The sequence below is a fragment of the Klebsiella sp. CN_Kp100 genome, assembly GCF_040065315.1.
Lineage (GTDB): Bacteria > Pseudomonadota > Gammaproteobacteria > Enterobacterales > Enterobacteriaceae > Klebsiella > Klebsiella oxytoca.
This window is the reverse complement of sequence record NZ_JBEAIJ010000036.1, coordinates 17,696-43,904: the sequence shown is the minus strand read 5'-3', so window position 1 is coordinate 43,904 and position 26,209 is coordinate 17,696. Positions and strand designations below refer to the sequence as shown.

Genomic DNA, 26,209 nt, shown 5'->3' with positions numbered 1-26,209 from the left:
CGGGTTTACCACCGTCTTTCCCGATGGCGCTGTGTATGACCGGGCTACGGGTTTACCGCCATCTGCGTACACGTAGCCCGGACAAAGCGCGTCAAGCACCGCCTCCGGGGAATAGCGCGCAATGCTGCTTCAGATTATCTTCCCTGTGGCGCTGCGCTTAACCGGGCTACGGATTTACCACCGCCTGCGGATGGGGTTTAACCATGCGTCAGAAAGCGCGCCAGCCGCTGCTGCAGAATTTGATTTTCACGGCTCAGGCGCGCGTTCTCGTCAAGCAGCGTCAAGGCGACGGCGATCCCCGGCCAGTCCAGCTCCAGCTCTTTGCGTAAGCGTACGGCGCGGTGAACAATTGTCACCGCACTATCGTCAAACAGCCACTTTTCCCGCTGCGGCTGGCGCGGCTCGATCATGCCGAGGCCGACAATTTCGTTCAGCTCCTCCTCGGAAAGGCCGGTGTGGAGACAAAATTCGGTAATCGTAAACGTCACTGTTATCTTAGCCATCAGGCTTTCCCCCATGTCTTACGCGGCTCGAAGCTGGATTGCGCATCGGCCAGCTGCTGCCAGAGCTCGCGGCTCTTCTCATCCGGTTTTGGCGGCATAACGATTTTAATCACGGCGTACAGATCGCCAGTGGTGGTTTTGCTGGCCAGCCCTTTGCCCTTGACGCGCAGGCGCTGTCCGGCCTGGCTGCCCGGCGGGATGGTCAACAGAATGCTCTCTTTGAGCGTCGGGATAGTGACTTTGGTGCCTAATGCCGCTTCCCATGGCGCCAGCGGCAGGACAATTTCAAGGTTATGTCCGACGATATCAAACAGCGGATGCGGGGCGATATGTATCACCAGCCACAGGTCGCCGTTCGGGCCGCCATTCTCGCCGGGGGTACCCTGACCTTTCAGGCGGATGCGCTGGCCGTCGACGACGCCTGCGGGAATTTTTACGTTCAGGGTTTTCGGCGTTTCGCTTTCAACCATGCCAAAGACGTTATACACCGGCAGCTTATAGCTGATAGTGCGCGTCTGTTCGGCTAAAGTCTCTTCAAGGAAAACCGCGACTTCTATCTCTAAATCATGGCCGCGCACGCCCTGCTGGCGGCGGCTATGATGCGCCTGCTGGCCAAACATGGAGGAGAAGATGTCGTCAAAGTCCTGCTGGCTGTAGCTCTGCTCGTGGGAGTGCTGCTGACGGCCAAAGTGCGGATCGTTGCGGTGCTGCCACAGTTGGTCGTATTCAGCGCGGCGCTGGTCATCTTTAAGCACTTCCCAGGCTTCGGCGAGATCTTTGAACCTGGCTTCGGCATCGTTTTCTTTACTGACATCGGGGTGATATTTGCGTGCCAGACGGCGATAGGCGGTCTTAATGGTTTTCAGATCGTCCGTTGGCTGAACCCCTAAAATGGCATAATAATCCTTTAATTCCATGATGTTATCTCATTTATGCGCAATATTACGGTTACAGATCCCTGGAACAGGTGTCTTTATTAAGCGTAGGGCAAATGAGGACGGATGTGGTGGAAAAGTGGCGCAAACTTGACGCCGTCGGGATCGACGGCGACAGAACGTGGATAACCCTATTCGGCAGAAGGCCTGCTGCGGTTCCTGCGCAGCCCTTCCAGCAGCACCAGGGCAGCGCCAATGGCGCCGCCGATCAACGGAAGGGTGGCTGGCGCGTTGGGGAACAGATGAACGATGGTGACATCGCTCACTATCATTGAGCCGGCTATCCAGCCGATAAGCGCGCCTCCCAGCATCACCACCGACGGGAAGCGGTTAAGGATCGCCAACACCAGTTTACTGCCCGCGACAATAATCGGGATGCTGATCAGCACCCCCAGGGCAACCAGCAGCAGATGGCCTTTTCCGGCGGCGGCGACGGCCAGTACGTTGTCCAGCGACATAATGACATCGGCAACGGTAATGGTGACCGCGGTACGCCACTGGCTGCTGGAGCTGCTGATTTCATTCTCTTCTTCCTGATTGGTGACCAGCCTGATACCGATCCACAACAGCATCAGAGCGCCAACCACTTTCAACCACGGCAATGAGAGCAAATAAATAGCCACGGCCAGCAGCAGCACGCGCGCCGCTATCGCACCAAAGGTGCCGATAATAATCGCTTTGGTCCGCTGATGCGGCGGCAGCTTACGGCAGGCCATCGCGATCACCACCGCGTTGTCGCCGCCTAATAACAGGTCGATAGCGATAATTTGCAGCAGGATAACCGCTACGTCCCACTGACTGAAAAACTCATTCATACCTAACTCATCTAACTAAAAAGAGGTCCTGGGGAAAAAGCAGGGGGCGAAGCGTACTCCCGTTCACGCGCGTTGACCACCCGCTAAATCGCGAGGGCGCGTTGAGTTATTGAAAAATATAGTTACTAATCATTGCCTCGTCCGGGGATGATTCGCGGGCAAAGGATGATATTTTGTTCGTAAAGACACACCTGCCGTTCACCCATCGCAAGGACTACCCACATGCCCGGCCATAAGAATTTACTGACACTCGCCTTTATTGGTGCCGCCCTGCTTCCGGTGATGGCAACTGCCGCTGATGCACCCACCTTCACGCCCGAACAGGAAGCCCGTATCGGCAAAATTGCCGCGGACTATTTAGTCGCGCATCCGGAAGTGCTGCTGCAGGCCAGCCAGAAGCTGCAGCAAATTCAGGAACAGCAGCAGGCCAGCGCCGCGACGCAGGCGGTACTGAAGAACGCGGCTGCGCTGACGCAGGATAAAAACACCCCAACCTATGGCCCGAAAGAGGGCAAAGTGACCGTTATTGAATTCTTTGATTATCAATGCGTTTACTGCAGCCGTCTGGCTCCGGTCATGGAGCAGGTTATTAAAGAGAACCCGCAGACCCGCTTTGCTTTCAAAGAGTGGCCAATTTTTGGCAGCCGTTGGGAAACCTCGCTGGAGGCGGCGAAAACCGGGCTGCAGATTTATCAGCAGAAGGGCGCAGAGGCCTATTTGACCTACCATAACGGCATCTATTCCACCGGGCATAACGAAGGCAAGCTAACCGCCGCTGACGTGCAGCAGCAGGCGAAGAAGGTCAATTTCGATGCGAAGAAAGCGGCGGACGTTGAGTCGGTACTGGAAAGTACCAACCAGCTGGCGCAGGAGATCGGTTTAAGCGGTACGCCCGGCGTTATCGTAATGCCGACGACCGGCGCCACGGAGGCGACGATCACCGTATTCCCTGGGCTGGCGGATAAAGCCTCGCTGGATGCGGCGATTAAGAAAGCGGGCGGCTGATAATTAAAGGCGCCCACGGAAAACTCATCATCAGATGATCTGATAAGTTTTGTCGGCCATATAAAGCGCTAGCCGCTACCGGGTAGCGCTTCTTCGCCACGGCAGCAGCGCTGCAGCATCGACATAATCACCTGAAATAGCTCATCTTTCGCCTGCTGCTCCGTGATGACGCCGTTTACTACCGCAGCTGATAGCCCGTCGGCGGATCCAAGCATGGCGAGAATGGCTGCTTCGCTGAGGTTTTCACTCTCGCAAAGCGGCGAAAAATATTGCCGGCATTTCGCGGTAAATGCGGTTATGCACTCCTGCTTGATCTTCTCCAGCTCAGGCGTCCCGGCCAGCGCGGCCATCACGCTGGGCATTTCGCGGCCCTGGAGCAGGACGCACTCAATGTAGGCATTAGCGATCGCCGAAGCCAGTGTCTCCGCCCTGGGTTCGGTGTTGCGCAGAATTTCATCCATCTTTACGCTCTGGCGCTGGTCGTATTCCGCATACAGCGCCGCGAAAAGCCCCGAACGGCTGTCAAAATGATCGTAAACCACCGGTTTAGTCACCCCCGCCTGGGTCGCCAGATAGCCCAGCGTCAGGGCATCGGTTCCTTCCTCGCGAATAATATGCCAGGCGACGTCTATTAGCTGCTTGCGCCGCTCTTCTCGCGTTAAACGCTGCCGTACGAGGGGTTGAGACATAAAAGGATTCTCCCGTTGACATGCTAATATACCAAAGGTAAGTTACCATAAGTAGGTTACTGTTAGTATATTAGACTACGTCCAATATCGTTATCGCGCAACTGGGGTATCCGTCATGCATGCATTAATCGTGGTTTCTCATCCTCTTAATACTTCTCTGACTCACAGCGTAGCGACGGCTATTGCGCAAGGGATTGCCGAATCCGGCCAGCAGCACACTGCTGAAATAGCAGATTTAACGCAGGAAGGCTTTAACCCGGTGTTTACTGAGCCGGATATCGCCGCATTTCTGCAAACCGGCGCCACGCCGCCCGATGTGATTGCTGAGCAGGCCAGACTCGATCGAGCCGACGCGCTGGTGCTGGTCTTTCCCGTTTACTGGTGGTCGATGCCTGCGCTGCTGAAGGGCTGGATCGACCGCGTGTTTGCCAACGGCTGGGCCTATGAGGAAACCGCCGGGGGCGAGGTGGTGAAGAAGCTCGGGCGTCTGCGAGTGCACCTGGTTGCGTTAGGCGCAGCCAATCAGAAAACGTATGATAAGCATGGGATTACCGCTGCTTTTCATGCGCAGATCGCCCACGGCATTTTTGATTACTGCGGGGCGACGGTGGCCAGTTCGCAGCTGCTGCTGTTACCGGAGCTGGAAACGGCGAAAGCGCATCTTGAGGCGGGGTATCAGCTAGGGAAGACGATATTTAACTGAAAGCATAAAAGCAAAAACCCAGCCATAGGCTGGGTTCTCTGAATAGTGGTGCCCGGACTCGGAATCGAACCAAGGACACGGGGATTTTCAATCCCCTGCTCTACCGACTGAGCTATCCGGGCAACGGGGCGCATTAAACCGTAATCCGTACGCTCCGTCAATCAAATTTCTCGATTTATCTACCGGTTGCTTAACTTTGCGGCAATTCTGCGTCTGAGCGCGCTATTCTGCGGGAAATTACATCATGCCGTTATCGCCTTCGCGGTTCTTCCAGCCGCTGGTCACTGAGATCGCGCGGCGAAGTCCGGAGATCGCGTAGTCTCCGACGACGTCTTCGTCATCGCGCGGCGAGCTGATGGTAATTTCCGCGTCGACGCCGTGACGATATGCGCCGTGGTGGCTAAAGATGGTGCCGATAAAACATTTATCATTCAGCCAGACCGGAATATAGGCGACGGTTTCATAAATATAGTTAGACGCCACGCCGCTATAGTAACTTTCCGCATCGTCGGCCGACGTGCCCGGAGGAATAGGGCAGATTGGGGCTTCGCCGTCGCTCTGCGGCTTATCCTTAAGCAGGCTGCTCTGCATCACCTCCAGCGACTTCAGCAGATCCGTTTTTTCCCCGTCGCTTAACGCGGGCGTCAGCGGCTGGCCTTTTTCCGGCGAGCGGATGTCATTGAGAGTGTAGCGATAGCGGATCGTCACCGCAGGCGCGCTACTGCCCGAGGGGGCAAACGGGCGCAATAAATAGAGATTATCTTCGCCAAACTGACCGTTGTACCAGAGGGCATAAACCTGGCCATTAATGCGTACCCACTGGCTCCACTGGTTGGCGCCGCGGCCGTTAAGGGAAAAAAGCGCGCCGGGAACCCCTGCGTCAAAATCATCGCCGTTGCCGCTATCGTCGCTGTTGACCGTTTCGAAAGCGTCGTCGTTGCGTTTTAAGACTCCGGTATAGCTAAAGAGTCCGGTGCCGCCGACGTAGCTATCGATAATTAAATCGCGTCTGCCGTCACCGTCGAGATCCACCAGGGTGAAGCTGACTTTGCCGTTTTCGGAGTCGGCGCTGATATCGGACTGGAGAAACGCCTGCCACTCATCATCGCTGATATCGGCGGAAGGTTTGCTCGTCGAGACCAGAGAGTCGTCCGCGTAGGTCAGCGTAAAATGGCTGACCTTGCCGCTGAGGGGAAACTGTTCGGCGATCTTATTCAGATCCAGTTCAGGGTTGACCTTCTGCTCTTTTAACACGGCGTTATACAGCGCTTTCAGCGCATTATTATCGGCTTCTTTTTGCTGCCTGGGGATAACCTGACTGACGAAAGTGGGCAACATCCATGCGCCGCCGGGGGCGATTTCCCGGCAGTCGCCGGTGGTGTATTTCAGGCTCTGAACAAAGGTCCGGCCGTCCCACACGCGCTCTTCTCCGCTGATACAGTCGGCAATACCGCGGCCCTTGTTGAAAAAGGTAAGCACGCCATCGCCATAGCTGGAGGCGTCGGTAGCGATCAGCTGAGGCTGAGTCATAAATGCTTTGTCGACCACCCATATGGCGTAGCCGTCGTTGTAGGCCGCGCGCCAGCAAAGGGCCTGAATCAAGGTGTGGTTTTTATCCAGCGGGGTGGCGGTGAGCTGACGCTCGGAGGCCGGGATGTCGGCGTTTTGCCAGTCGTCGCAATGGCTGTTAAGCACGGGGGTTAGCTGCGGAAGAAGCTTCTGCCGCTGTTTTGCCGTCAGCGTCGCGGCAGCGGCATTGTTAATGACCGGCGCGGCGATGATTTCCGGCGCGGGCGCCGCCGGCAAAACGTTGTCATCGCCGGCATCTCCTTGACGCATCAGCGCATCGGCGGTGCCCAGGCGCTGCTGGAACTCATCCATTTTCAGAAATGCGGCGCTGCTGCCTGCGCTGGACAGCACCTTGCGCTCGCCGTTAATCGCCAGCTCAATTTTGCCGTTATGCTCCAGGGCCTGAATCAGGGCCGACGTCTGGCTATCATCAAAGCGAAAATGGCTCTCGTCGACGGCTTCGAGGGCGCCGTTGTCGCGATCGTCGATGAACAGAGTGACCGTGGCGTCGGGCGGAATATCGCGTTCGGTTTGCGCGAAGGTCGCAACGGCGACGACGTGCTGCGCCGCGCCCGCATTGCGGGTCAGCAGAACGCTGACTTCGCCCATGGTGACGCCATAGCCTGCGGCCCGGCAGGTGCCGGTGTTGTCGCAGGCGAGCTCCCAGTCTTTATGCGCGAAAGAGAAACCTTGCGGAGAGGCTGCCAGAAGCGGTGTCGAACACAGCCCCATAATGGCAGCCCAAAGAAGAGAGCGCATATCAAACCCTGTCAGCATATCGATGAGTGGGGAATTATATGCGCGATGAATCGGTTAAGATATCGGAATCAGGTCAGCGCACCGCCCATCCGGCACTGGGCAAAACGCAAAATATCTTCTGCCAGGCGACGTGCGGTATCGACGTCAGTCTGGCTACGTTTGATCAGCAGGCGGCTCAGGCAACCTTCGATGATCAGCTCCATCTGCTTCGCGACCATCGCCGGATCGTCAACCTCCAGCTGGCTAAGCAGTTCGTGGGTATAGGCCAGAGAAGCTTGCTTCTGCTGCTCGGCCAACTGATGGATCGGGTGCTGAGCGTCCGGGTAAAAAGTACAGGCGGCGATAAACAGGCAGCCGGGATAACGATGGTTGCTAACGCAGGTGGTCAGTGCGGCGTAGCGGGCCAGCAGTTTCTGCTCTGCGCTTAGCGACTCGTCGAGTAAAAGCTGACGGCGCCAGGCATCGACCTGATGGCTAAGATGGCGAAGCGCGTCATAAAGCAGCGCCTCGCGATCGGGCCAGAAACGTTTGAGGTCATTGAGCGGGTAAGCCACGCGCTCGGCGACCATTTCCAGCGTGGTGTTAGCGATACCCTCGATTTCGAGGATTTGGATGGCTTCACCCAGGACTTCTTCACGTTGCACGGTCTTCTCCTCCATTTTCCCTCCTAAAGTGTCGCTCACGGTTATCGATCGCGCAAATGGGCGCTGAATGCCGCGGCATCCATAAACCCGGTGACCCGCTGCGCGGGCTGCTCCTCGCCCTGTTCGTTGAAGAACAGAATCGTGGGGAGGCCAAGCACCCTGAGGTGCTTCAGCAGCGCCGCGTCTTGTGCGCTATTTTTCGTGACATCCACTTGTAGCAGAACGGTCTCTTTCAGGGCCTGTTGAACCTCAGGTGAGGTAAAGGTGTATTTCTCGAACTCTTTGCAGGCCACGCACCAGTCGGCGTAAAGATCGAGCATCACCGGTTTGCCTTTCGCCTGCGCCAGCGCCTGATTGAGCTCATCGACGCTATGGATACGGGTAAACTGGAGATGGGATTGCCGTTGCACGACCGGTGCATCGAAAGCCCAGTCCTGCAGCGGACGGGCGCTGACCAGCGCTGCGCCGAGCATGGCGATTTGTACGAGACGCAGCCAGGGGCGCGTGCCGCCCAGCGAGGTGATAAACGCCCAGCTAAAAAAGGCGACGCCAAGCAGCGACCAAAGCCGCAGGCCCCACAGGTCTCCCAGGATGCGTTCCAGTAAAAATACCGGCAGCGCGAGGATCACGAAGCCAAAGGCGGTTTTCACGTGAGCCATCCACGGGCCGCTTTTCGGCAGCAGGCGGTTGCCAAATACGGTCACCAGGATCAGCGGCAGCCCCATTCCGAGCGCGTAGAGATACAGGGTTCCACCGCCCAGCCACAGATTACCGCTCTGGGCGATATACAGCAGAATGGCGCTCAGCGGCGCGGTGGTACAGGGCGAGCAGATTAATCCGGCAATCGCCCCCATGGCGAATACGCCGCCGGGTGAACCGCCCTGGCGTTTATTGCTCATCAGCGTCAGACGCGTTTGCAGCGACGAAGGCAGCTGGAGCGTAAACAGACCAAACATCGACAGCGCCAGCAGGATAAACACGACCGACAGGCCGATCAGCACATAAGGGTGCTGCAGCGCTGCCTGGAACTGCAGGCCCGCAGCGGCGACGACCAGACCCAGCGCGGTGTAGGTTAACGCCATTCCCTGAACGTAGATAAAGGCCAGCAGCAGCGCGCGGGCGGTGGAGAGGCGTTTTTGACCGCCCAGCACGATGCCGGAAATCAGCGGATACATCGGCAGAACGCAGGGGGTAAACGCGATGCCGATACCAATTAATAGCGCCCAAAGCGCGCTAAAGGGGAGATCGGCGCTGTGGTTGTCCGCGACGGGAGAAGGAAGGTCGGACGGCGACTCGACCGGCAGCGCCGGGCGCGTTTCCAGCGGCAGCGGCGGGTTCAGCCTGGGTTGCCCGGCGTGCGGATCGTTGCTGGAGCGCGCCAGCGCTTTGCCAAGCGGCACGATTTTGGTTTCTGGCGGATAGCAAAAACCCGCATCCGCGCAGCCCTGCCAGGTGACGGTAAGGGTTGCGCCAGCGGCGGCGTGCGTCAGAGTGACCGGGACGGTCAGGCGCTGGCGGTAAATTTCACTTTTACCGTAAAACTCGTCCACATGCCATTCGCCTGACGGCAGCGAGGGTTCGATAAACGTCGCATCGGCGGAGGTCAGCTTAATCTGTTTGCGGTAAAGATAGTAACCCTCCTTGATTTGCCAGGTCAGATTGAGATCGTGTTGATTCTGCTGAAAATCGAAGGCAAAAGCCTGGTCAGCAGGAACAAAGTTCGAACGACCGGGGGCGTCGAACAGGCCGGCAATGGCCGATGTGCTGCAAAGCAGCAGGATCAGCGTAATGATGCGTTGAGCCATGAGAGGTAATCATTGTCTCCGTGAATAACGGGCAGAACCAAAAGTTCAGGGGTTTGATACGGGTGATGGGACTTCAGACAGTCCAGCAGCGCCTGCTGATGGGCAAGGTCGGTTTTCAGCAGCATTTGCACTTCATACTCCTGCTCCAGTTTTCCTTCCCAGTAATAGAGCGACGTCGCTCCCGGCAGGAGCGTGGCGCAGGCGGCAAGTTTTTCCGCCAATGCTTTGGCCGCCAGGTCCTGGGCGGTCGCTTCATCCGGCGCGGTACAGAGTACAACAACAGCATCAGGCGTAGTCATCGTGAACCTCGTATCAGCGAAAAGAGGCACTATAGCACGCAAGAAAGGGAGGATTAACGAAACGGGCCAGGATCTGGCCCGAATTTGAAGAGATTTACAGCATGATGCCGCCAAAAATAAACCCGAGGATCACGCATAGCGTAATGGCGATGACGCCGGGGATCAGGAAGGCGTGGTTGAAGACGTATTTACCGATGCGGGTGGAGCCGGTGTCATCCATCTCGACCGCCGCCAGCAGGGTTGGGTAGGTTGGCAGAACGAACAGCGCAGAGACGGCGGCAAATGAGGCGATAGCGGTGAGAGGGCTTACGCCCAGCATCAGCGCGGCGGGCATCAGCGCCTTGGTGGTGGCTGCCTGGGAATAGAGCAGGGTTGCGGCGAAGAATAGCACGACCGCCAGCAGCCACGGATAGTTGTGCAGCAGGTCGCCTGCTACCGTCTGGATATCGCTGATGTGGGCTTTAACGAAAGTATCCCCCAGCCATGCGACGCCGAGAACGCAAACGCAGGCGCTCATGCCGGATTTAAACGTGCTGGCGTTGAGTACTTCACCGGTGTCGATTTTGCAGGTGATGCTGATCAATGTCGCGATAGTCAGCATAAATACCACGATCGCTTCGTTGCGCGGCAGAACCGGATCTTTAATCAGGCCGACGGTGTCGCTGATGGCGGTGGCGTAAAACATTACCGCGACGATACCAATCAGGAACAGCAGCACAGAGCGTCTGGCGTGCGGCTTAAGCTCGAAAACCTGGCTGCCGCGCAGCTTGACTTCCCCTTTCGCCAGCCGCTCCTGATAAATCGGATCGTCTTTTAGCTCACAGCCGAGGAAGTTACAGACGATGGCGGTGAGCATCACGGCAATCAGGGTAACCGGAATACAGATTGCCAGCAGAGTCAGGTAGCTGACGCCCAGCGGTTCAAGGATGCCGGCAAAAAAGACCACCGCAGCGGAAATCGGCGAGGCGGTGATCGCAATCTGTGAGGCAACCACGGCGATGGAAAGAGGGCGCGAGGGGCGAATACCCTGCTCTTTCGCTACTTCGGTGATCACCGGAAGCGTAGAGAAAGCAGTGTGTCCGGTTCCGGCCAGTATGGTCATAAACCAGGTGACCAGCGGGGCGAGAAAGGTGATGTATTTGGGGTGACGTCGCAGCATACGTTCGGCGAGACTGACCAGGTAGTCCATCCCTCCGGCGACCTGCATGGCGGCGATAGCGGCGATAACCGCCATAATGATTTCGATGACGTCGAAGGGGATCGCGCCGGGTTTAATTTGAAAAAAGAGGGTCAGGACGAGGACGCCCAGGCCACCGGCGAAACCGATGCCGATGCCCCCGAGTCTGGCTCCCAGATAAATAGCCAGCAGGACAATAACGAGTTCTGCACCAAACATATATGCCTTCCTTGTTTTATTAACAAGTTGATATTGGATTGTTGTAATTTAGTAGATCAATAAGAACAAAAAAGGCATGTCATCGCTGACATGCCCGTGATTAGTTTAACCTGAAACTTTACTGTTCGCTTTCATCAGTATACCGCTTCGCTTTATAGGCCGGATGCATCAGGTTTTGCGCGGAGAAGATATCGTCCAGCTCCGCTGCGGTCAGCAGCCCGCGCTCAAGCACCACGTCTCTGACGCTCTTGCCCGTTTCGGCGCAAATCTTGCCGACGATATCGCCATTGTGGTGGCCGATATACGGGTTGAGGTAGGTGACGATGCCAATGGAGTTGTAGACGTAGCTTTCGCATACCGCTTTGTTGGCGGTGATGCCGCTCACGCATTTTTCCAGCAGGTTGTAGCAGGCGTTAGTCAGAATATGGATAGATTCAAACATCGCCTGGCCAATCACCGGCTCCATCACGTTCAGCTGCAGCTGCCCCGCTTCGGAAGCCATGGTGACGGTTGTATCGTTACCAATCACTTTGAAGCACACCTGATTGACGACCTCAGGGACCACCGGGTTTACCTTGGCTGGCATGATAGAGGAGCCCGCCTGCAGTTCGGGCAGGTTAATTTCGTTCAGGCCGGCGCGCGGGCCGGAAGAGAGCAGGCGCAGGTCGTTACAGATTTTGGACAGTTTAACCGCCAGCCGCTTCAGGGAACTGTGGACCATCACGTAGGCGCCGCAGTCGGAGGTGGCTTCGATCAGGTCTTCGGCTGGCACAACCGGCAGGTTGCTGACTTCCGCCAGTTTTTGAACTGCCAGCTGCTGATAACCATCCGGGGTATTCAGGCGGGTGCCGATAGCGGTCGCGCCGAGGTTTACCTCCAGCAGCAGCTCAGCGGTGCGCAGAATGCATTTAGTCTCTTCGTTAAGCAGAACGTTAAACGCGTGAAACTCCTGCCCCAGGGTCATCGGCACCGCGTCCTGCAGCTGGGTACGACCCATTTTCAGAATGTCCTGGAACTCAACGGCCTTTTGCTGGAAACCTTCGCCAAGCTGGTTGATTGCATCGATCAGTTTGAGAATGGAGGCGTAGACCGCGATGCGGAAACCGGTCGGGTAAGCATCGTTAGTGGACTGACATTTGTTAACGTGGTCGTTGGGGTTGAGATACTGATATTCGCCTTTCTGATGGCCCATCAGCTCAAGGCCGATGTTCGCCAGGACTTCGTTGGTGTTCATGTTAACGGAGGTGCCTGCCCCGCCCTGGAACACATCAACCGGGAACTGGTCCATGCACTTGCCGTTATTCAACACCTCATCGCAGGCGGCAATAATGGCGTTGGCGATGCTTTTAGGGATAGTTTGCAGCTCTTTGTTAGCCTGCGCAGCGGCCTTCTTCACCATCACCATTCCGCGGACAAATTCAGGAATGTCGCTGATTTTGTTATTGCTGATGTAGAAGTTTTCAATCGCTCTCAGAGTATGGACGCCGTAGTAAGCGTCAGCTGGAACTTCCCTGGTGCCCAACAGATCTTCTTCGATACGAATGTTGTTTAACATGTGAACCTTCTCTTTCAAGCTGCCTATGAATTCACCAAATACGCAGAATTTATGGGATCTCGCGCATTTTCTGGCCGCAGATTATTTCCTTAATCGGCCCGGTGCCCACGATCATATGCTGATAATAGCGAATATCAGTCACCCTGATCACTTATTATGTAGTGAATCCTATAAGAATTATTAATCTGTGAAATGAGTCACCGGTTTTCTATTCTTGAAAAAAATAAGCTTTTTTTACGATTGAAAAGTGACGTTTTGGCCCAACATCTTTTCGATGCGAATAGCATATCTATGACTACGGGCGCCGACGCTGGCGCCTGTTAATGAAGGAGACGCCGGTGCGTTGGATTCCGTTAATTGCCGTTTTTTTATACGTTTACATTGAGATATCGATCTTTATCCAGGTCGCCCACGTGCTTGGCGTCCTGCTGACGCTGATTCTGGTGATCTTTAGCTCGGTCGTGGGGATATCGCTGGTAAAAAACCAGGGATTTAAAAACCTCATGCTGATGCAGCAGAAGATGGCGGCGGGAGAGAGCCCGGCCGCTGAAATGATCAAAAGCGTGTCGCTGATCATCTCCGGTTTGCTGCTGCTTCTGCCGGGGTTCTTTACCGATTTCCTGGGGCTGCTGCTGCTGCTGCCTCCGGTGCAGAAGCACCTGACCTTAAAGCTGATGCCGCATCTGCGCTTTAGTCGGATGCCGGGCGGCGGGTTTAGCGCCGGAACCGGTGGCGGCGATACCTTTGAAGGCGAATACCAGCGCAAAGATGACGAGCGCGACCGCCTCGAACATAAAGACGATCGTCGTGATTAACATTTAGCATTGTCCGGGCCGGTCACTCCGGCCTGGTGACTCTCTCCGCGAGCCTGCGCTTTGGTAAAAACAGCCACAGTACCGCCAGCATGATAAACGCGTACAGGCTCTTCCACCCCACCATCGCCAGCAGCAGCAGGCACAGCACGCTGCCAAACGCCGCTAACACGCGATAACGCCCATGCAGCAAACGGCAGCCCGCCAGCATACACAGCAGATAGATCATAATAAAAATGCCGTTGGCGTAGACGATCAGGGCGTCCAGGTTGATATTGAGCGCGTAAATGCACAAGGCGCTAATCACGCAGCAGCCGAGTACCGCGTTCAGCGCATTGCGCGGAATTTGTCGCGGCGACAGGCGGGCCAGATAGCTCGCAGGCTTATGCTGCGCCTGCGACCACACCAGGCGGGCAAAGCTCTGGATATAGATATTGAGGCTGGCGAAGCAGGCGAGATAGCCGATAACGCAGGCAATCCACAGCGCCTGAATGCCGAACAGGCGTACGACGATATTGGGCAGCGACGCGGCGGCGGCCATCTCCTCACCAAAGGCATGAAAGTGCAGGACCAGCACGGTACAGGCCCAGTAGACCGAACCCGCCAGTAATAAGCCGATCATCAGCGCGCGGGGAAAATCGCGCTCCGGCTGCTTAAACTCAGAGGCCAGATGAGCGAAAGCCTCCAGACCGACAAAACACCAGAACATCACCGAAAGCGCGGAGAAAAGCTGCGAACTATCGATTTCAGCGGGCGCCGGGAAGGGGATCTGCGTGGGGTTGATCCCGCCGCGCCACCAGATAGCAACGATCAGGGCGACAATGAGTACGGCAACCAGCGTTTGTAGATTGGCGCTGGAGCTGGCTCCGCGAGAGCCGACCCACCAGATAATCGCCAGCGTTCCCAGTTCAGCCAGCAGCAGCTGGCTATCGTGCCAGCCAAAAAGCGCCTGACCGAAGCCGGTGGCGATATGCAGGGCCGCGGGTAATCCGACCGGGATCACCGATAGAAAGAGCCAGCCGGTGACGCGCGCCAGACGCGGTCCAAAAGCCATATCCACAAAATGCGCCACGCCGCCGGCGCTGGGAAAGTGCCGACCCAGCGTGGCGAAGACGATAGCGATGGGAAACACCAGTAAAATCAGCGCCGGCCAGGCCCACAGGCTGTTGTCGCCAGCGACCAATGCGGCCAGCGCCGGAACGGCGAAGACGCCGGTTCCCAGTAATGATGTGGAGAGTAACCCCACTCCTTGGGCAAGCCCCAACTCCTGTTTTAAACCACTCATGTTTCAACCCTGCGCCCGGCAAAAAAGGGATGGTATCACAATCGCTTTTGCTTATGACGTCAGGCAACGGCGGTAAATTTGTGTGCGTCTGAGCACGAGGACAAATTTTTTTTTACTTTTCCCCTTGAAGCGGTAAAACCCCACCCCCATCTCTCAGGGCACTAGCCGGAAAACCGTGTGCGGACCGGCGTCATCCATAACTGATAATGACTTTCTCAAAGGAGAGCTATCAATGAGTATTCGTCCGTTACATGATCGTGTGATCGTCAAACGTAAAGAAGTTGAAACGAAATCTGCTGGCGGCATCGTTCTGACCGGTTCTGCGGCAGCAAAATCAACTCGTGGCGAAATCATCGCTGTCGGTAAGGGCCGCATCCTGGAAAACGGAACCGTGCAGCCTCTGGACGTTAAAGTTGGTGACATCGTAATTTTCAACGATGGCTACGGCGTGAAATCCGAGAAGATCGACAATGAAGAAGTGTTGATCATGTCCGAAAGCGACATTCTGGCAATTGTTGAAGCTTAATCCGCGAACGACACTGAACATACGAATTTAAGGGAAAGATAAAATGGCAGCTAAAGACGTAAAATTCGGTAACGACGCTCGTGTGAAAATGCTGCGCGGCGTAAACGTACTGGCAGACGCAGTTAAAGTAACCCTGGGCCCGAAAGGCCGTAACGTGGTTCTGGACAAATCCTTCGGTGCGCCGACTATCACTAAAGACGGCGTTTCCGTAGCGCGTGAAATCGAGCTGGAAGACAAGTTCGAGAACATGGGCGCGCAGATGGTGAAAGAAGTTGCCTCTAAAGCGAACGACGCTGCAGGCGACGGTACCACCACCGCAACCGTACTGGCTCAGGCTATCATCGCTGAAGGCCTGAAAGCCGTTGCTGCGGGTATGAACCCGATGGATCTGAAACGTGGTATCGACAAAGCTGTCGTAGCCGCTGTTGAAGAACTGAAAGCGCTGTCTGTACCGTGCTCTGACTCTAAAGCCATTGCTCAGGTTGGTACCATCTCCGCTAACTCCGACGAAACCGTAGGTAAACTTATCGCTGAAGCGATGGACAAAGTCGGTAAAGAAGGCGTGATCACCGTTGAAGACGGTACTGGTCTGGAAGACGAACTGGACGTAGTTGAAGGTATGCAGTTTGACCGCGGCTACCTGTCCCCGTACTTCATCAACAAGCCGGAAACCGGCGCTGTTGAACTGGAAAGCCCGTTCATCCTGCTGGCTGACAAAAAAATCTCCAACATCCGCGAAATGCTGCCGGTTCTGGAAGCCGTAGCAAAAGCGGGCAAACCGCTGGTTATCATCGCTGAAGACGTAGAAGGCGAAGCGCTGGCGACCCTGGTAGTGAACACCATGCGCGGCATCGTTAAAGTTGCTGCGGTTAAAGCACCGGGCTTCGGCGACCGTCGTAAAGCTATGCTGCAGGACATCGCAACTCTGACTGGCGGTACCGTTATCTCTGAAGAGATCGGTATGGAGCTGGAAAAAGCGACTCTGGAAGATCTGGGTCAGGCGAAACGCGTTGTTATCAACAAAGACACCACCACTATCATCGATGGCGTGGGCGAAGAAGCTGCGATCCAGGGCCGCGTTGCTCAGATCCGTAAGCAGATTGAAGAAGCAACTTCTGACTACGACCGTGAAAAACTGCAGGAGCGCGTGGCTAAACTGGCAGGCGGCGTTGCAGTAATCAAAGTGGGCGCGGCTACCGAAGTTGAAATGAAAGAGAAGAAAGCACGCGTTGACGATGCCCTGCACGCGACCCGTGCTGCGGTTGAAGAAGGCGTGGTTGCCGGTGGTGGCGTAGCGCTGGTTCGCGTTGCCGCTAAACTGGCTGGCCTGACCGCTCAGAACGAAGATCAGAACGTCGGTATCAAAGTTGCGCTGCGCGCAATGGAAGCTCCGCTGCGTCAGATCGTGTCCAACGCCGGTGAAGAACCGTCTGTTGTGGCGAACACTGTGAAAGGTGGTGAAGGTAACTACGGTTACAACGCTGCAACCGAAGAGTATGGCAACATGATCGACTTCGGTATTCTGGACCCAACTAAAGTGACTCGTTCTGCTCTGCAGTACGCAGCATCCGTTGCTGGTCTGATGATCACCACCGAGTGCATGGTCACCGACCTGCCGAAAAGCGACGCGCCTGACTTAGGTGCTGCTGGTGGCATGGGTGGCATGGGCGGTATGGGCGGCATGATGTAATCGTGCGCTATACCCCTTAGATATAAAGAAACCCTCGGGCAGAAATGCTCGGGGGTTTTTCTTTTTGTCGTCTTTTTAGTATAAGGTTGTACATCCGGGCCAGTGCGTCCAGCTCATTGATCGTGGGGAATAACATGCAGGTAAAATATTTAGCAGGGATTGTCGGCGCAGCATTGTTGTTAGCAGGTTGCAGCTCCAGCAACGAATTGACCTCTGGTGGCCAGAACGTACGCTTTGTTGAAGATAAACCAGGTTCTGAATGCCAGCTGTTAGGTACCGCAAGCGGCACGCAGAGCAACTGGCTGTCCGGACAGAATGGTGACGAAGGCGGCTCCATGCGCGGCGCGGCAAACGCCCTGCGTAACAAGGCCGCAGAGATGGGTGGCAACGTCATTTACGGCGTCAGCAGCCCGACGCAGAATCTGCTGTCCAGCTTTGTGCCGACCGATAGCCAAATGAACGGCCAGGTTTATAAGTGCCCGAACTGATTTAACCGGTGCCTCTCTTGCCTAAATTGAGGCACCCTCTTGATCTCTTTTTATTGCTTGCTGAGTTGCGCCTGAGTTTGCTGGTAGAACGCATGCAAAGGACGCAGACACTCCTCCAGCGTCATCATTCTTCCTGGCTGAGAAGGGATGATTTGGCTAAAAATCTGGCTGGGCTGGCGCTGGGTATGCACTTCTTTCAGCTTTGGGCTTCTCTCAATTAAGCGCATTACAACGATATTTTCCTGTTCTGATGGATGAGCGGCATTGGTTTTAATCACTGCGCCGGAGATGATTTTTCGCCCTTCCTCCGTGTCACAACAGTACAACACGCCGAGATAATGGGAAAACAGATTGAGCTTCCATTCATCCTGAAGATACTGCTGATAATCAACGTTGCTGGTATTCGTTAAATCCACCGCATAAAGCATCAGGCCTTCCAGCGAGGAAGTTAAATAATTAATCAGATCGCTATCTCCCGTGTGTTTAAGAGACTGCTGAATGCCCACCAGCAGCGCTTCAACTTGCATATCATCAATACGCAGCGTAGCAATTTGCTCATTTTGCAGCACCAGAATGAGCGTTGACCAGGTGTCGCCGGGTTTTAACGTTATCGACATAATACGCCTTTCCGGATTAGGGTGCTGTACTTCAGTTATATCGATCGCCGGTGTATTTTCTATAAGGCGTTCATTAAAGGCCACCAGTTCATTCTTATAACTTTCACCTTCAGCATTTAAGCGCTGCAGGACTATGGCCATTCTGTGCTGCAGAACTAACAGGAGATCCGCAAGAATCGGCGCCTGAAGATAATAAGACTGACAGAGTTGATTACTCAGTTTGACTTTGAGCATTAAAGCCAAAAATTTGTCATCATATTTAATAGATGCGGTATTAAAACCAATAAATGTTCCTTGCATACGGATCTCCTTTTCCTGGTGGTTACGCTGGTGCCTGCATATGGAGCTGTGACATATCAATGATGCGATCGGCTGAGGCAATGGTGGATGGCCGATGGGCAACAATGATTCGGGTAATGCTTAAACCAGAGATAGACTGGTTAATGACCGATTCATTTTTCAGGTCGAGATGGCTGGTGGCTTCATCCATAAACAGAATGCTGGGTTTTCGATAGAGCGCGCGAGCGATTAAAATTCTCTGTTTTTGTCCACCTGAGATACCTAAGCCAAGCTCGCCGACAATCGTTTCGTACCCCATCGGCATTTTCATGATTTCATCATGGATATTACATCTGCGTGCGCACTCAACGATAAAGTCCATATCGGCATTATCTTCAAAGCCGCTGATATTATCGATAAGCGAGCCTGAGAAAAGGCGGTCCTCCTGAAGGACGCAGGCCGTTCCGAGACGAAAGTTATTGATGCCAATTTTTTGAATATCAAGGTTATCCGCTATCACGTCACCGCTGGTGGGCGCTAACAGACCGCACATGACTTTCAGCAACGTGGTCTTACCGACGCCGGAAGGGCCAACCAGCGCGATGGATTCTCCGGGCTCAACGGTAATATTTAAATTAGAAAAAATAGGTTGTGAGAACGGATCGTACTGATAGCTGAGATTCTTCACTTCTAATTTCACGCCAGTATTTTCTGCAAAAACCCGGCGTGCAGGCAGCTCTTTTTCCGGCTCGCTAAATACAATTTCTGAAAGACGCTCATTATGTAACGACAGCATTCGCAGCTGCATGACCAGGTCGATCAAGCTTGATGCGCGCTGGGAGAATTGCCCACGATAGGCGTTAAAAGCCATAAACATACCGAGGGTCATATTGTTATCAATGACCATGATCGCGCCCAGCCAGAGTACGGCGACCTGATCGATGGAGGTAATAAAAGTATTAATACCGCCAAACATCATATCGAAGCGAGTCTGTTTGATACCGGCATTGCAGGCGTCAATGTTGATATTTAACCAGTGCTGAGAACGACGCTCTTTTAAGTTCAGCGCTTTAATGGTGGAAATACCGTATAGGGACTCCATAAAGTGCGAGCTGGAGCGTGCGCCCTTGATAACCTGCTCTTCGGCAACGCGACGGTAGAAGCTGTAGGTGGCAAAACGCATGATGGCATAGCATAAGGTGAATCCAACCACGACCCAAACCAGCCAGCCGCCGTACAGCGTTAACATAACCAGCAGGCCAATCGTCATGATTGAGTCGATAATGCCGGTAACAATGCTATTGGTGAAGGTGGAACGGATAGTATCCAGCGACGAAAAACGAGACTGAATATCCCCTAAATGACGTTTTTCAAAAAAGGATAACGGCAGGCTTGTCAGATGATCGAACAGCGTGGTTTTCCATTGGATGTTCGTCAGCGTATTTAGCGTTAATGAGGTCCACGCTCGCAGCATACTAATAAAGGTGCGGAAAAGCGTGAAGAAGACCAGGCCGATACAGATAACCGAAAGCAGGCTCTGGTCGTGCGCCATGATGACATGGTCAGTCACCAGCTGCGTACCGATAGGTAATAGCAGGCCGATAGCTTCAACCACTACCGAAAAGGCAAAGATTTTTAGCAGGACCGATTTAAGTCCCACAATATTGCGCATCAGGTCTAATAGACGCAGGCGTGATTTTGCCTGTTCTTGCTGAAAGTTTTGGTCCGGCCATAGTTCCAGCGCAACGCCGGTAAAGTTATTGGACATTTCCTGGATACCAATAACCCGCTTACCCAGCGCCGGATCGTGAACAATAAAGCTGTTTTTACGTACCTTAGTGAGCACGACGTAATGATTCATTCCCCAGTGGATAATACAGGGTAGCTTCAGCTGCTTGATTTCATCCAGATCCAGAGAGAGGGCCCGGCTTTTCAGACCGGCATGTTCCGCCGTTTTGCTCAGCGACATGAGCGTAACGCCCTGAGAGGGGCTACCGTAACGATGGCGGAAGTTGAACAGGTCGATATTAAGCCCGTAAAAGCCGCAAACCATTGCCAGACAGGCGATACCGCATTCGGCGGCTTCCGACTGTAAAATAACCGGCGTTTTATGGCGGAATGAGAAATTAAGCTTATCGGTAATGGTTTTAAACAGTTCTTTATTCATCGATCGGGCCACTCACGCTTTGCGTCATCTTATAGAAAGGAGTAAACATCCACATGTAAAGCGGGCGTTCTTCAAGGAAAACTACCGCCTGAGCCTTCAGACCGTTAGAGAGCGTGAGCGTTTTTCCATTGTAGCTAAAGGTCTTGTTCTTGATTTTTATAATTGCTTTATAGAGCGCTAATTCCTGCTGATTAGTGCCGTTGCTGACATTGGTATATTCTGCCATCTCCTGACGTGACGCCGGTACCGAGGAAATAGAAACAACCTTACCTGGAAATTGGCCAAATTTATCGGCAGGGAAAGCATCATAGCGAATATTAATGGTGTCCCCGGGTTTCACGTAGGGGATGGTATTATTGGGTAACCAGAGGATCAGATAATACTCAATATCACCGGTAGGTTTGATCTGCGCCAGGCTGCTGCCGTTCTCTACCATCTGCCCTTTAGTCACGGCCAGCGATTCGATCTTACCGTTGGTCGTTGCTTTAATAATCAGATTACCGTTAGCGTTCGATTCTACCAGCTGATTTTTATAATCATTGATTTGGTTATGCTGGCTGGAAATCTGATTATCAAAGTCTGCTGCTTTGGTAATTTTATCGCTGCTGGTTTGCGTGAGCTGAGATTCCAGCTGCATCTTTTGGGTCACCAGGGATTGATAGGCGCTTTGCTGTTGAAAATATAGCGAGTGCTGATAGTTATACTGATCTTTAGTTATCAGACCATCCTTTAAGTATTTATCATAGCTGGCCAGGTTGGTATGCATTTTGTTTAAGCCTACCTGAGTATTAGCCAGCATACGGTTGGTTTCCGTTAACGAGGCGCTGGTGGTTTTAATCTGTTTTTCAAGAGCAGCGAGCGTTTCAGCCTTATTACGCGTCAGTTTGCTTATAATATCTTCGGCGTTAGCAATCTTTTCATTGATAACTTCAATCTGGGCCGCGCTAACGTTGCCACCGATCGTATTACGTGAAACGTCAAGCTCGTAAAGCGGTTGGCCTTTTTTGACAATGTCTCCCACCTTTACATGCAGATTCACAACAAAACCCTGCTGTGGGGCAAAGACGTTAACGGAGTGGGGGAGCGTAATGACCTCTCCGCGTACATCAATACGCTGGGTAAAGGTGCAAAATATGAGTGAAAGCACAATGGCAATAAGAAAAATAAATGCCAGAAGAGTGACTAGCCACGCTGGAATGCCTGCTAATAATAATGCCTTTCCTTTCCAGTGGATTTTTTTGTACTCAATCGCTTCCTTGCGATAGATATTTTTTAACATGTGATACCACTTTATTTTTTGAATAAAGGCTCAAAAATGAGCCTTTAGATATTGTGAAGTTAAAGCTAAGAGATTAGTGACTCCATGGTACAAAAGTACCAGAAATTACACTCTGGAATGCTTCTTGAGTCAATGAAAGAGTGGTATCCCAGCCCATTGATGCACCTGTTACTGCACCAATGATCCCACCAGTAATAGCTCCCCAAACCAAGCCGACAGCATTACCGATTAAACCGAAACCAAGTATACCTCCATTAGCACCAGACTGAGTGCCACCGATTAGTGTGCCGAAGACACCACATGTTACACCCCATAATGTTGCTGAGGCAGCAGCTTCAACACCGTTAGAGACCAGGCTGGTAATGCTGGATTGGATAGAGGAAAAATCCCAGGAATAGCCGCCAGAAATTTCTTCCATTTCAAATACTGTTAATTGTTTCATATACTTTCCTTAGTTATGGATATCTTATATAATCTAAAGTTGATTATATCTATTATTGATTATTCCAGTTTATATGTTGCGAAATTATATTGCTGGCGCAGATACAACAAAAACGCTCACAAAGAAAAATTTCGTTGAGGATTCTAATCGTTAAAAAGGATTTGCCAATCTCAACTAAAATCAATTCATATTGAATTTTAGTGCTTCATCTAATTATTTTTTTTTGCAAGTAATTATGAGTCCACATTGCTATCGACGGTTGGGGGCGTTTCTGTTGAAGGCGGAGAGGGGAAGAGGCACCATCAATTTAACTGATGGTGCCAAAGGCAATTACTGACGAGTCATTCTTCCTGTAGAATGATTTCAAATATAGCGCGAACGTTACCTGGTGTTATGGTGTTAGATAGCTTGTAATAATCCGCAGTGAAGGTAAGCGACTGGCTCTTTTTCACACTGGCAATAGTGTAGTTTTTATAATCAAAAAAGGTGATAGGGCTGGAACCCTGTTTAATTATGAAACCAACATCTTTGGCTCCTCCGATAGTATCAGGGATGGAGTTTAGCAGTACGCCATCTTTTGATGCTGAGTTCTCGGTTATAGGGTTAAACCAGTAGGTATATTTGGTTCCAACGGATGAGTCAGGGCAGGTAATGTCAAGCGTAAAGTCTTTTTGCTTGCCAGTTACCCCGCCCTGAGTGATAGCTTTAAGCTGCGATGCTTCTATATTAGATAGATTGACCGTGCTCCCACCTCGTGGATTTATATTGCAGGTTGTTTCCCTGTAAGTGAAAGGACCGAGTTTGATGTTGGCTTGGGCAAGTCGGGCAATTGATGAATTAGCATTGACCTGATTGACGCTTCCTGCACGATAGGACACCGAAATCTCTTTTTTTCCTGAGAAGCTCGTATCAATATTGTCCCTGGTTTTTATCAGCCAGACGGTTAGTTGTTTCACGCCGGGATCGCTAAGGCCATAGGCAGAAACAGTACCTAACGTGGCCGGAACGGGGCGGCCGTTGGCGCCGGCAATTGCTTCCGAAATTTCAAAACCAATACCCGGTATCCCTGTTTCATAAACCGGTCCACCGAGCACACCGGTCACGCCTGCCGCCAGATTGACGCTGGGCGTGGCGATAATGGCGTAAATATCATTTGCCTTGCAGTTATAAAAAGTTTTTGCATTGGCAATCGCTCCGCCTACCGTTCTTACTGCCAGTACGCTACCGGGCGCCAGGCTTGAATCGGATAAAATTTTAGCTGGGCTGAATGTAACATTGAATGCAGCATTAGTTCCGTTGTAATTACAGTCAGCCATTACTGTCTGATTAAGTAAAAGTAAATTAATAAAAAGGAGTATTTTCTTCATTGTCTGTATCCATCCCTGTTACTGGCAAACCGCAGTGGCCTGAGCAATACCTTCGTTTACCGCAGCCAGGCTATAAGGCGCTTTACACTGCTGCCCGCTCTTTGATCCCCACTGTGCATAGACTTCACCGTTATCTTTCAGGCCGGACAAATAGACCATACCACCATCAGAAACGATGCTGGCCTGGGCGTTTTTATCCGTAGTCAACGTTACTGTGGCGCCATAAGGAACGTTTTCACCCGACGCTCTCTTGAGAATAAGGAACGCGCGGCGGCCAATATTGCCCGCGAAGTTTGCCCGTACCACGGCTGCACGGGTTGGCACCACTTTCTGCGTCGTATTTGGCAATTCCATATTATCTCCCAAAGTCGTGCTATCTAAGGTCACGCTGGTTCGATGGTATGGCGTAACGTAAGGAATAATCGCGTAGCCGCGGTAGTCCGTTTCGATCGTCGCGTCGTTTTCCAGACGGACGTTTTTCAGGCCGGGCGCCTTAACCAATACGGCGGTTTCAGACATTTCCTGACCTAATGTTATTCCGTCAGCATGAACCAGCACGCCGCCGCTCAGGCCGTAGTTAATTAACTGACTATTTTTGGCATAGCTGTAGCCGGCGTTAGCCGAACCCATGGAACCACGATAGTTGCCGTAGACGCCGCCGCTGGCATCTTCACGATTGCTGTAGCCCTGCTGGACGTTCCAGTCTAGGTTATGGTTTTCCAGCGCGACGCCACTCAGAGAAACATACTGATCGGTTGAACCCGGACTGCTGTTGGTCACGTTATAGGTCGCATAGGCATTAGGTAACCAATCGCTTAAAGGAATGGAAATATTAAATGAAACAACATGGTCATCCTCAACGTGACGGCTGGAACCATTATTTCCCCAGCTATAGCGGCTATAGCTATAGCCAGCGTAATAGTTAAAGCGGCGGAACCCGCCGTTATAGCCAATATTCAGCGAGTTATTGCGGCGATTGCTATCCCAATAATCCTCAAAAATACCGGATACAGAAAGGTTACCCAGCCCCGAACCCAGGCTCTGGCTCACGGTAATATTGGTTCTGTTACGCAGCGAGTGTGGCGTATATCCGCCGTAGCTGTTGTTATAGGTATTCATCACATCAGTTAGCGTATTGTACCCGGAGGTCGAATAGCGGTAGCCGGCTACGGTAATATTGGTGCCTGTTTCAAGGATATTTTTACCGTAACGAATGCGCCATGACTGGCCGGACGTTTTCTCTTCATCTTTCTTTTTAGACCATGCCGCCGTTACATCGGCGGAAACTGCGCCAATATCGCCGAGGTTTTGCCCGGCGCCAAAAGCGAGCGCCTGGTAATTGGCCGCCGCCTGTACGCCCGTATAGAGAGTGGTATTGCTTAATACGCCGTAGCTGATCGTTGCTTGCGTAAAGGGTTTCTCGTCAACGTTGCCATCGTAGGGACGATATTTCCCGCTGGTAATCTCATACTCCATCTGGCCTTCCCGGAGCATTAATGGCAGAGAAGCGTAGGGCACCACGAAGTTTTGTCGGGAGCCATCGGACTCCTCGACGGTGACGTAAAGGTCACCGTTGCCGCCGGTTGAGTAGAGATCGGTAATTTCGAAAGCGCCCGGAGCGACAAAAGCCTGGTAAATTTGGTAGCCATTCTGCTTGATGACGATACGCGCATTGGTTCGGGCAATACCGCGAACGATGGGCGCGAATCCGCGCAGGCTTTCAGGAATCATGTCCGTGTCGGTTGCCAGCTGAATCCCGGTGAACGGCACGCTGTCAAAGATGCTCGACAGCGAACTGCTTTCGCCCATAACTAAAGTACTTTTTAACGGGACAATGCTCCGCTGCGCATAGAGATATACGGAATCCCAGTCGCTCTTTGCCCCCGCTGACTTGTTCCATGTACTCAGATTGCGCAGGCGCCATGGCCCGAGGTTCAGGCCGGATTGTAAGTTAAGATTGTAATACTCATTATTGGCTTCATAGTCTTTGCCTGAACTAAACTGATAGTTGGTCAGTAAGGCATTAATACCGTCGTCAAACTCATCGGGGGAAACGAAGCCCTGCGCGATAGTGGACAGTGCCGCCTGCGGTATGGATACCAGCAGCTGTTGAGTATTGAAGTTAAAATCGGTGGTGAAATCAGGAATGACATGAGTATCTGCGCAGCCATCCGCATCTTCTTTTAAGCCAGGAAAAGCGTCTGCACGCAAACCATAGCTGGTTAATTTAGCAATGCTTAAACAGGGAACTAATTTCAACGTATCTGTTGTGGGATCTTTTTTTTCCACAAACCGGATATCAGCCGTTTCTTGCAGACTGTTATTTAAAATAACGTCAATGCGATACTCCCCTGGAGCCTGGGCATCGCGGGTGGCGTAGAGGGATAAGTCCGGTATTGAAGAGGGGTCGCTCTGACCGACAGATTTTATAAATGCGGGGTCAAAAAAATCACGAGCTAAAGCATTGGCGCATAAACCGAGAGCTAGCGCAGGAACAAGAACGAAAAATGTGTGGGAGGCTCCGGATAGCGCGCCTCCCCTTTTTTTTATTGAAATAGACATACTTTTCACCCTGGCCAA

The 26,209-nt window shown here is 52.9% G+C and carries 23 protein-coding genes and 1 tRNA gene; 6 read left to right on the top strand and 18 right to left on the bottom strand.

The genetic code is table 11. The features are described 5' to 3' along the window. Nucleotides 1-197 precede the first annotated feature (197 nt). The 3 genes from cbpM to ABLV12_RS13235 all read right to left on the bottom strand — a co-directional run bounded on the left by cbpM (nt 198) and on the right by ABLV12_RS13235 (nt 2,253). Nucleotides 198-503 carry a chaperone modulator CbpM gene (gene cbpM, locus ABLV12_RS13245; protein ID WP_004109388.1) on the bottom strand — a complete coding sequence of 102 codons (306 nt, stop codon included), beginning with the start codon at nt 501-503 and terminating at the stop codon, nt 198-200. After that, nucleotides 503-1,420: a curved DNA-binding protein gene (gene cbpA / locus ABLV12_RS13240; RefSeq protein ID WP_004109383.1), complete on the bottom strand. Its 918-nt coding sequence runs from the start codon at nt 1,418-1,420 to the stop codon at nt 503-505. The genes cbpM and cbpA overlap by 1 nt, the downstream gene beginning before the upstream one ends. 149 nt (nt 1,421-1,569) lie before the next feature. Then, on the bottom strand, nt 1,570-2,253 hold the full coding sequence (locus tag ABLV12_RS13235) for a TerC family protein (RefSeq protein WP_335270518.1): 684 nt from the start codon (nt 2,251-2,253) through the stop codon (nt 1,570-1,572). A 222-nt stretch (nt 2,254-2,475) separates the two neighbouring features. On the opposite strand from ABLV12_RS13235, the gene ABLV12_RS13230 reads away from it, so the two are divergent. Further along, nucleotides 2,476-3,258 carry a DsbA family protein gene (locus ABLV12_RS13230; protein ID WP_004109379.1) on the top strand — a complete coding sequence of 261 codons (783 nt, stop codon included), beginning with the start codon at nt 2,476-2,478 and terminating at the stop codon, nt 3,256-3,258. A gap of 68 nt (nt 3,259-3,326) precedes the next feature. Here ABLV12_RS13230 and ABLV12_RS13225 read toward each other — a convergent pair whose 3' ends face one another. Further along, nucleotides 3,327-3,947 carry a TetR/AcrR family transcriptional regulator gene (locus ABLV12_RS13225; RefSeq protein WP_017145110.1) on the bottom strand — a complete coding sequence of 207 codons (621 nt, stop codon included), beginning with the start codon at nt 3,945-3,947 and terminating at the stop codon, nt 3,327-3,329. A gap of 115 nt (nt 3,948-4,062) precedes the next feature. On the opposite strand from ABLV12_RS13225, the gene ABLV12_RS13220 reads away from it, so the two are divergent. Next, entirely contained in the window at nt 4,063-4,650 is a 588-nt protein-coding gene (locus tag ABLV12_RS13220; RefSeq protein WP_335270519.1) for an NAD(P)H-dependent oxidoreductase, read from the top strand. A gap of 46 nt (nt 4,651-4,696) precedes the next feature. Here ABLV12_RS13220 and ABLV12_RS13215 read toward each other — a convergent pair. The 7 genes from ABLV12_RS13215 to aspA all read right to left on the bottom strand — a co-directional run bounded on the left by ABLV12_RS13215 (nt 4,697) and on the right by aspA (nt 12,677). After that, nucleotides 4,697-4,772 (bottom strand) — tRNA-Phe (locus tag ABLV12_RS13215). 115 nt (nt 4,773-4,887) lie between these two features. Beyond that, nucleotides 4,888-6,978, bottom strand: coding sequence for a DUF1176 domain-containing protein (locus ABLV12_RS13210; RefSeq protein ID WP_064396607.1), 2,091 nt, complete (start codon nt 6,976-6,978; stop codon nt 4,888-4,890). A gap of 68 nt (nt 6,979-7,046) precedes the next feature. Further along, the gene (locus ABLV12_RS13205; protein WP_004109259.1) at nt 7,047-7,637 is read right to left on the bottom strand and encodes a transcriptional regulator; all 591 of its coding nucleotides are present in this window, start codon (nt 7,635-7,637) and stop codon (nt 7,047-7,049) included. Nucleotides 7,638-7,663: 26 nt separating this feature from the next. Further along, a complete protein-coding gene (locus tag ABLV12_RS13200; protein ID WP_348867096.1) occupies nt 7,664-9,427 on the bottom strand; it encodes a protein-disulfide reductase DsbD in 1,764 nt (587 codons plus the stop codon). Further along, entirely contained in the window at nt 9,403-9,726 is a 324-nt protein-coding gene (cutA, locus tag ABLV12_RS13195; protein ID WP_004109254.1) for a divalent cation tolerance protein CutA, read from the bottom strand. The genes ABLV12_RS13200 and cutA overlap by 25 nt, the downstream gene beginning before the upstream one ends. A gap of 94 nt (nt 9,727-9,820) precedes the next feature. Further along, nucleotides 9,821-11,122: an anaerobic C4-dicarboxylate transporter gene (locus ABLV12_RS13190; RefSeq protein WP_004109251.1), complete on the bottom strand. Its 1,302-nt coding sequence runs from the start codon at nt 11,120-11,122 to the stop codon at nt 9,821-9,823. A 118-nt stretch (nt 11,123-11,240) separates the two neighbouring features. Next, nucleotides 11,241-12,677 carry an aspartate ammonia-lyase gene (gene aspA, locus ABLV12_RS13185; protein ID WP_004109248.1) on the bottom strand — a complete coding sequence of 479 codons (1,437 nt, stop codon included), beginning with the start codon at nt 12,675-12,677 and terminating at the stop codon, nt 11,241-11,243. A 338-nt stretch (nt 12,678-13,015) separates the two neighbouring features. Here aspA and ABLV12_RS13180 point away from each other — a divergent pair, with 338 nt between their 5' ends. Beyond that, nucleotides 13,016-13,492, top strand: a complete 477-nt coding sequence (locus tag ABLV12_RS13180) for an FxsA family protein (protein WP_348867095.1) — start codon at nt 13,016-13,018, stop codon at nt 13,490-13,492. 22 nt (nt 13,493-13,514) lie between these two features. Here the strand turns inward: ABLV12_RS13180 and yjeH are convergent, their stop codons facing one another. Further along, a complete protein-coding gene (gene yjeH, locus ABLV12_RS13175; RefSeq protein ID WP_049127345.1) occupies nt 13,515-14,774 on the bottom strand; it encodes an L-methionine/branched-chain amino acid transporter in 1,260 nt (419 codons plus the stop codon). Nucleotides 14,775-15,006: 232 nt separating this feature from the next. Here yjeH and ABLV12_RS13170 point away from each other — a divergent pair, with 232 nt between their 5' ends. From ABLV12_RS13170 to ABLV12_RS13160, 3 genes are all read left to right on the top strand, one after another. Beyond that, entirely contained in the window at nt 15,007-15,300 is a 294-nt protein-coding gene (locus ABLV12_RS13170) for a co-chaperone GroES (RefSeq protein WP_003855929.1), read from the top strand. Nucleotides 15,301-15,343: 43 nt separating this feature from the next. Next, entirely contained in the window at nt 15,344-16,990 is a 1,647-nt protein-coding gene (groL, locus tag ABLV12_RS13165) for a chaperonin GroEL (protein WP_004109240.1), read from the top strand. A gap of 134 nt (nt 16,991-17,124) precedes the next feature. Further along, nucleotides 17,125-17,478 (top strand): DUF4156 domain-containing protein, encoded by a 354-nt coding sequence (locus tag ABLV12_RS13160; RefSeq protein ID WP_004109236.1) that lies wholly within the window; start codon nt 17,125-17,127, stop codon nt 17,476-17,478. A gap of 50 nt (nt 17,479-17,528) precedes the next feature. Here the strand turns inward: ABLV12_RS13160 and yjeJ are convergent, their stop codons facing one another. From yjeJ to ABLV12_RS13130, 6 genes are all read right to left on the bottom strand, one after another. Then, nucleotides 17,529-18,395, bottom strand: a complete 867-nt coding sequence (gene yjeJ, locus ABLV12_RS13155) for a YjeJ family protein (RefSeq protein WP_202862132.1) — start codon at nt 18,393-18,395, stop codon at nt 17,529-17,531. 22 nt (nt 18,396-18,417) lie between these two features. Then, the gene (locus ABLV12_RS13150; RefSeq protein ID WP_016809376.1) at nt 18,418-20,541 is read right to left on the bottom strand and encodes a peptidase domain-containing ABC transporter; all 2,124 of its coding nucleotides are present in this window, start codon (nt 20,539-20,541) and stop codon (nt 18,418-18,420) included. Then, on the bottom strand, nt 20,534-21,820 hold the full coding sequence (locus tag ABLV12_RS13145) for an HlyD family secretion protein (RefSeq protein WP_064396598.1): 1,287 nt from the start codon (nt 21,818-21,820) through the stop codon (nt 20,534-20,536). Before ABLV12_RS13145 ends, ABLV12_RS13150 begins: the two co-directional genes overlap by 8 nt. A 73-nt stretch (nt 21,821-21,893) precedes the next feature. Next, nucleotides 21,894-22,262 (bottom strand): hypothetical protein, encoded by a 369-nt coding sequence (locus ABLV12_RS13140; protein ID WP_064396596.1) that lies wholly within the window; start codon nt 22,260-22,262, stop codon nt 21,894-21,896. A gap of 341 nt (nt 22,263-22,603) precedes the next feature. After that, on the bottom strand, nt 22,604-23,629 hold the full coding sequence (locus ABLV12_RS13135; RefSeq protein ID WP_064396594.1) for a fimbrial protein: 1,026 nt from the start codon (nt 23,627-23,629) through the stop codon (nt 22,604-22,606). Nucleotides 23,630-23,647: 18 nt separating this feature from the next. After that, the gene (locus ABLV12_RS13130; RefSeq protein ID WP_077266532.1) at nt 23,648-26,191 is read right to left on the bottom strand and encodes a fimbria/pilus outer membrane usher protein; all 2,544 of its coding nucleotides are present in this window, start codon (nt 26,189-26,191) and stop codon (nt 23,648-23,650) included. Between the last annotated feature and the right edge of the window lie 18 nt (nt 26,192-26,209).

Excerpts from the sequence above, each read along its gene's own strand:
- cbpM (WP_004109388.1), bottom strand. The coding sequence starts at position 503 with ATGGCTAAGATAACAGTGACGTTTACGATTACCGAATTTTGTCTCCAC.
- cbpA (WP_004109383.1), bottom strand. The coding sequence starts at position 1,420 with ATGGAATTAAAGGATTATTATGCCATTTTAGGGGTTCAGCCAACGGAC.
- ABLV12_RS13235 (WP_335270518.1), bottom strand. The coding sequence starts at position 2,253 with ATGAATGAGTTTTTCAGTCAGTGGGACGTAGCGGTTATCCTGCTGCAA.
- ABLV12_RS13230 (WP_004109379.1), top strand. The coding sequence starts at position 2,476 with ATGCCCGGCCATAAGAATTTACTGACACTCGCCTTTATTGGTGCCGCC.
- ABLV12_RS13225 (WP_017145110.1), bottom strand. The coding sequence starts at position 3,947 with ATGTCTCAACCCCTCGTACGGCAGCGTTTAACGCGAGAAGAGCGGCGC.
- ABLV12_RS13220 (WP_335270519.1), top strand. The coding sequence starts at position 4,063 with ATGCATGCATTAATCGTGGTTTCTCATCCTCTTAATACTTCTCTGACT.
- ABLV12_RS13210 (WP_064396607.1), bottom strand. The coding sequence starts at position 6,978 with ATGCGCTCTCTTCTTTGGGCTGCCATTATGGGGCTGTGTTCGACACCG.
- ABLV12_RS13205 (WP_004109259.1), bottom strand. The coding sequence starts at position 7,637 with ATGGAGGAGAAGACCGTGCAACGTGAAGAAGTCCTGGGTGAAGCCATC.
- ABLV12_RS13200 (WP_348867096.1), bottom strand. The coding sequence starts at position 9,427 with ATGGCTCAACGCATCATTACGCTGATCCTGCTGCTTTGCAGCACATCG.
- cutA (WP_004109254.1), bottom strand. The coding sequence starts at position 9,726 with ATGACTACGCCTGATGCTGTTGTTGTACTCTGTACCGCGCCGGATGAA.
- ABLV12_RS13190 (WP_004109251.1), bottom strand. The coding sequence starts at position 11,122 with ATGTTTGGTGCAGAACTCGTTATTGTCCTGCTGGCTATTTATCTGGGA.
- aspA (WP_004109248.1), bottom strand. The coding sequence starts at position 12,677 with ATGTTAAACAACATTCGTATCGAAGAAGATCTGTTGGGCACCAGGGAA.
- yjeH (WP_049127345.1), bottom strand. The coding sequence starts at position 14,774 with ATGAGTGGTTTAAAACAGGAGTTGGGGCTTGCCCAAGGAGTGGGGTTA.
- ABLV12_RS13170 (WP_003855929.1), top strand. The coding sequence starts at position 15,007 with ATGAGTATTCGTCCGTTACATGATCGTGTGATCGTCAAACGTAAAGAA.
- groL (WP_004109240.1), top strand. The coding sequence starts at position 15,344 with ATGGCAGCTAAAGACGTAAAATTCGGTAACGACGCTCGTGTGAAAATG.
- ABLV12_RS13160 (WP_004109236.1), top strand. The coding sequence starts at position 17,125 with ATGCAGGTAAAATATTTAGCAGGGATTGTCGGCGCAGCATTGTTGTTA.
- yjeJ (WP_202862132.1), bottom strand. The coding sequence starts at position 18,395 with ATGCAAGGAACATTTATTGGTTTTAATACCGCATCTATTAAATATGAT.
- ABLV12_RS13150 (WP_016809376.1), bottom strand. The coding sequence starts at position 20,541 with ATGAATAAAGAACTGTTTAAAACCATTACCGATAAGCTTAATTTCTCA.
- ABLV12_RS13145 (WP_064396598.1), bottom strand. The coding sequence starts at position 21,820 with ATGTTAAAAAATATCTATCGCAAGGAAGCGATTGAGTACAAAAAAATC.
- ABLV12_RS13140 (WP_064396596.1), bottom strand. The coding sequence starts at position 22,262 with ATGAAACAATTAACAGTATTTGAAATGGAAGAAATTTCTGGCGGCTAT.
- ABLV12_RS13135 (WP_064396594.1), bottom strand. The coding sequence starts at position 23,629 with ATGAAGAAAATACTCCTTTTTATTAATTTACTTTTACTTAATCAGACA.
- ABLV12_RS13130 (WP_077266532.1), bottom strand. The coding sequence starts at position 26,191 with ATGTCTATTTCAATAAAAAAAAGGGGAGGCGCGCTATCCGGAGCCTCC.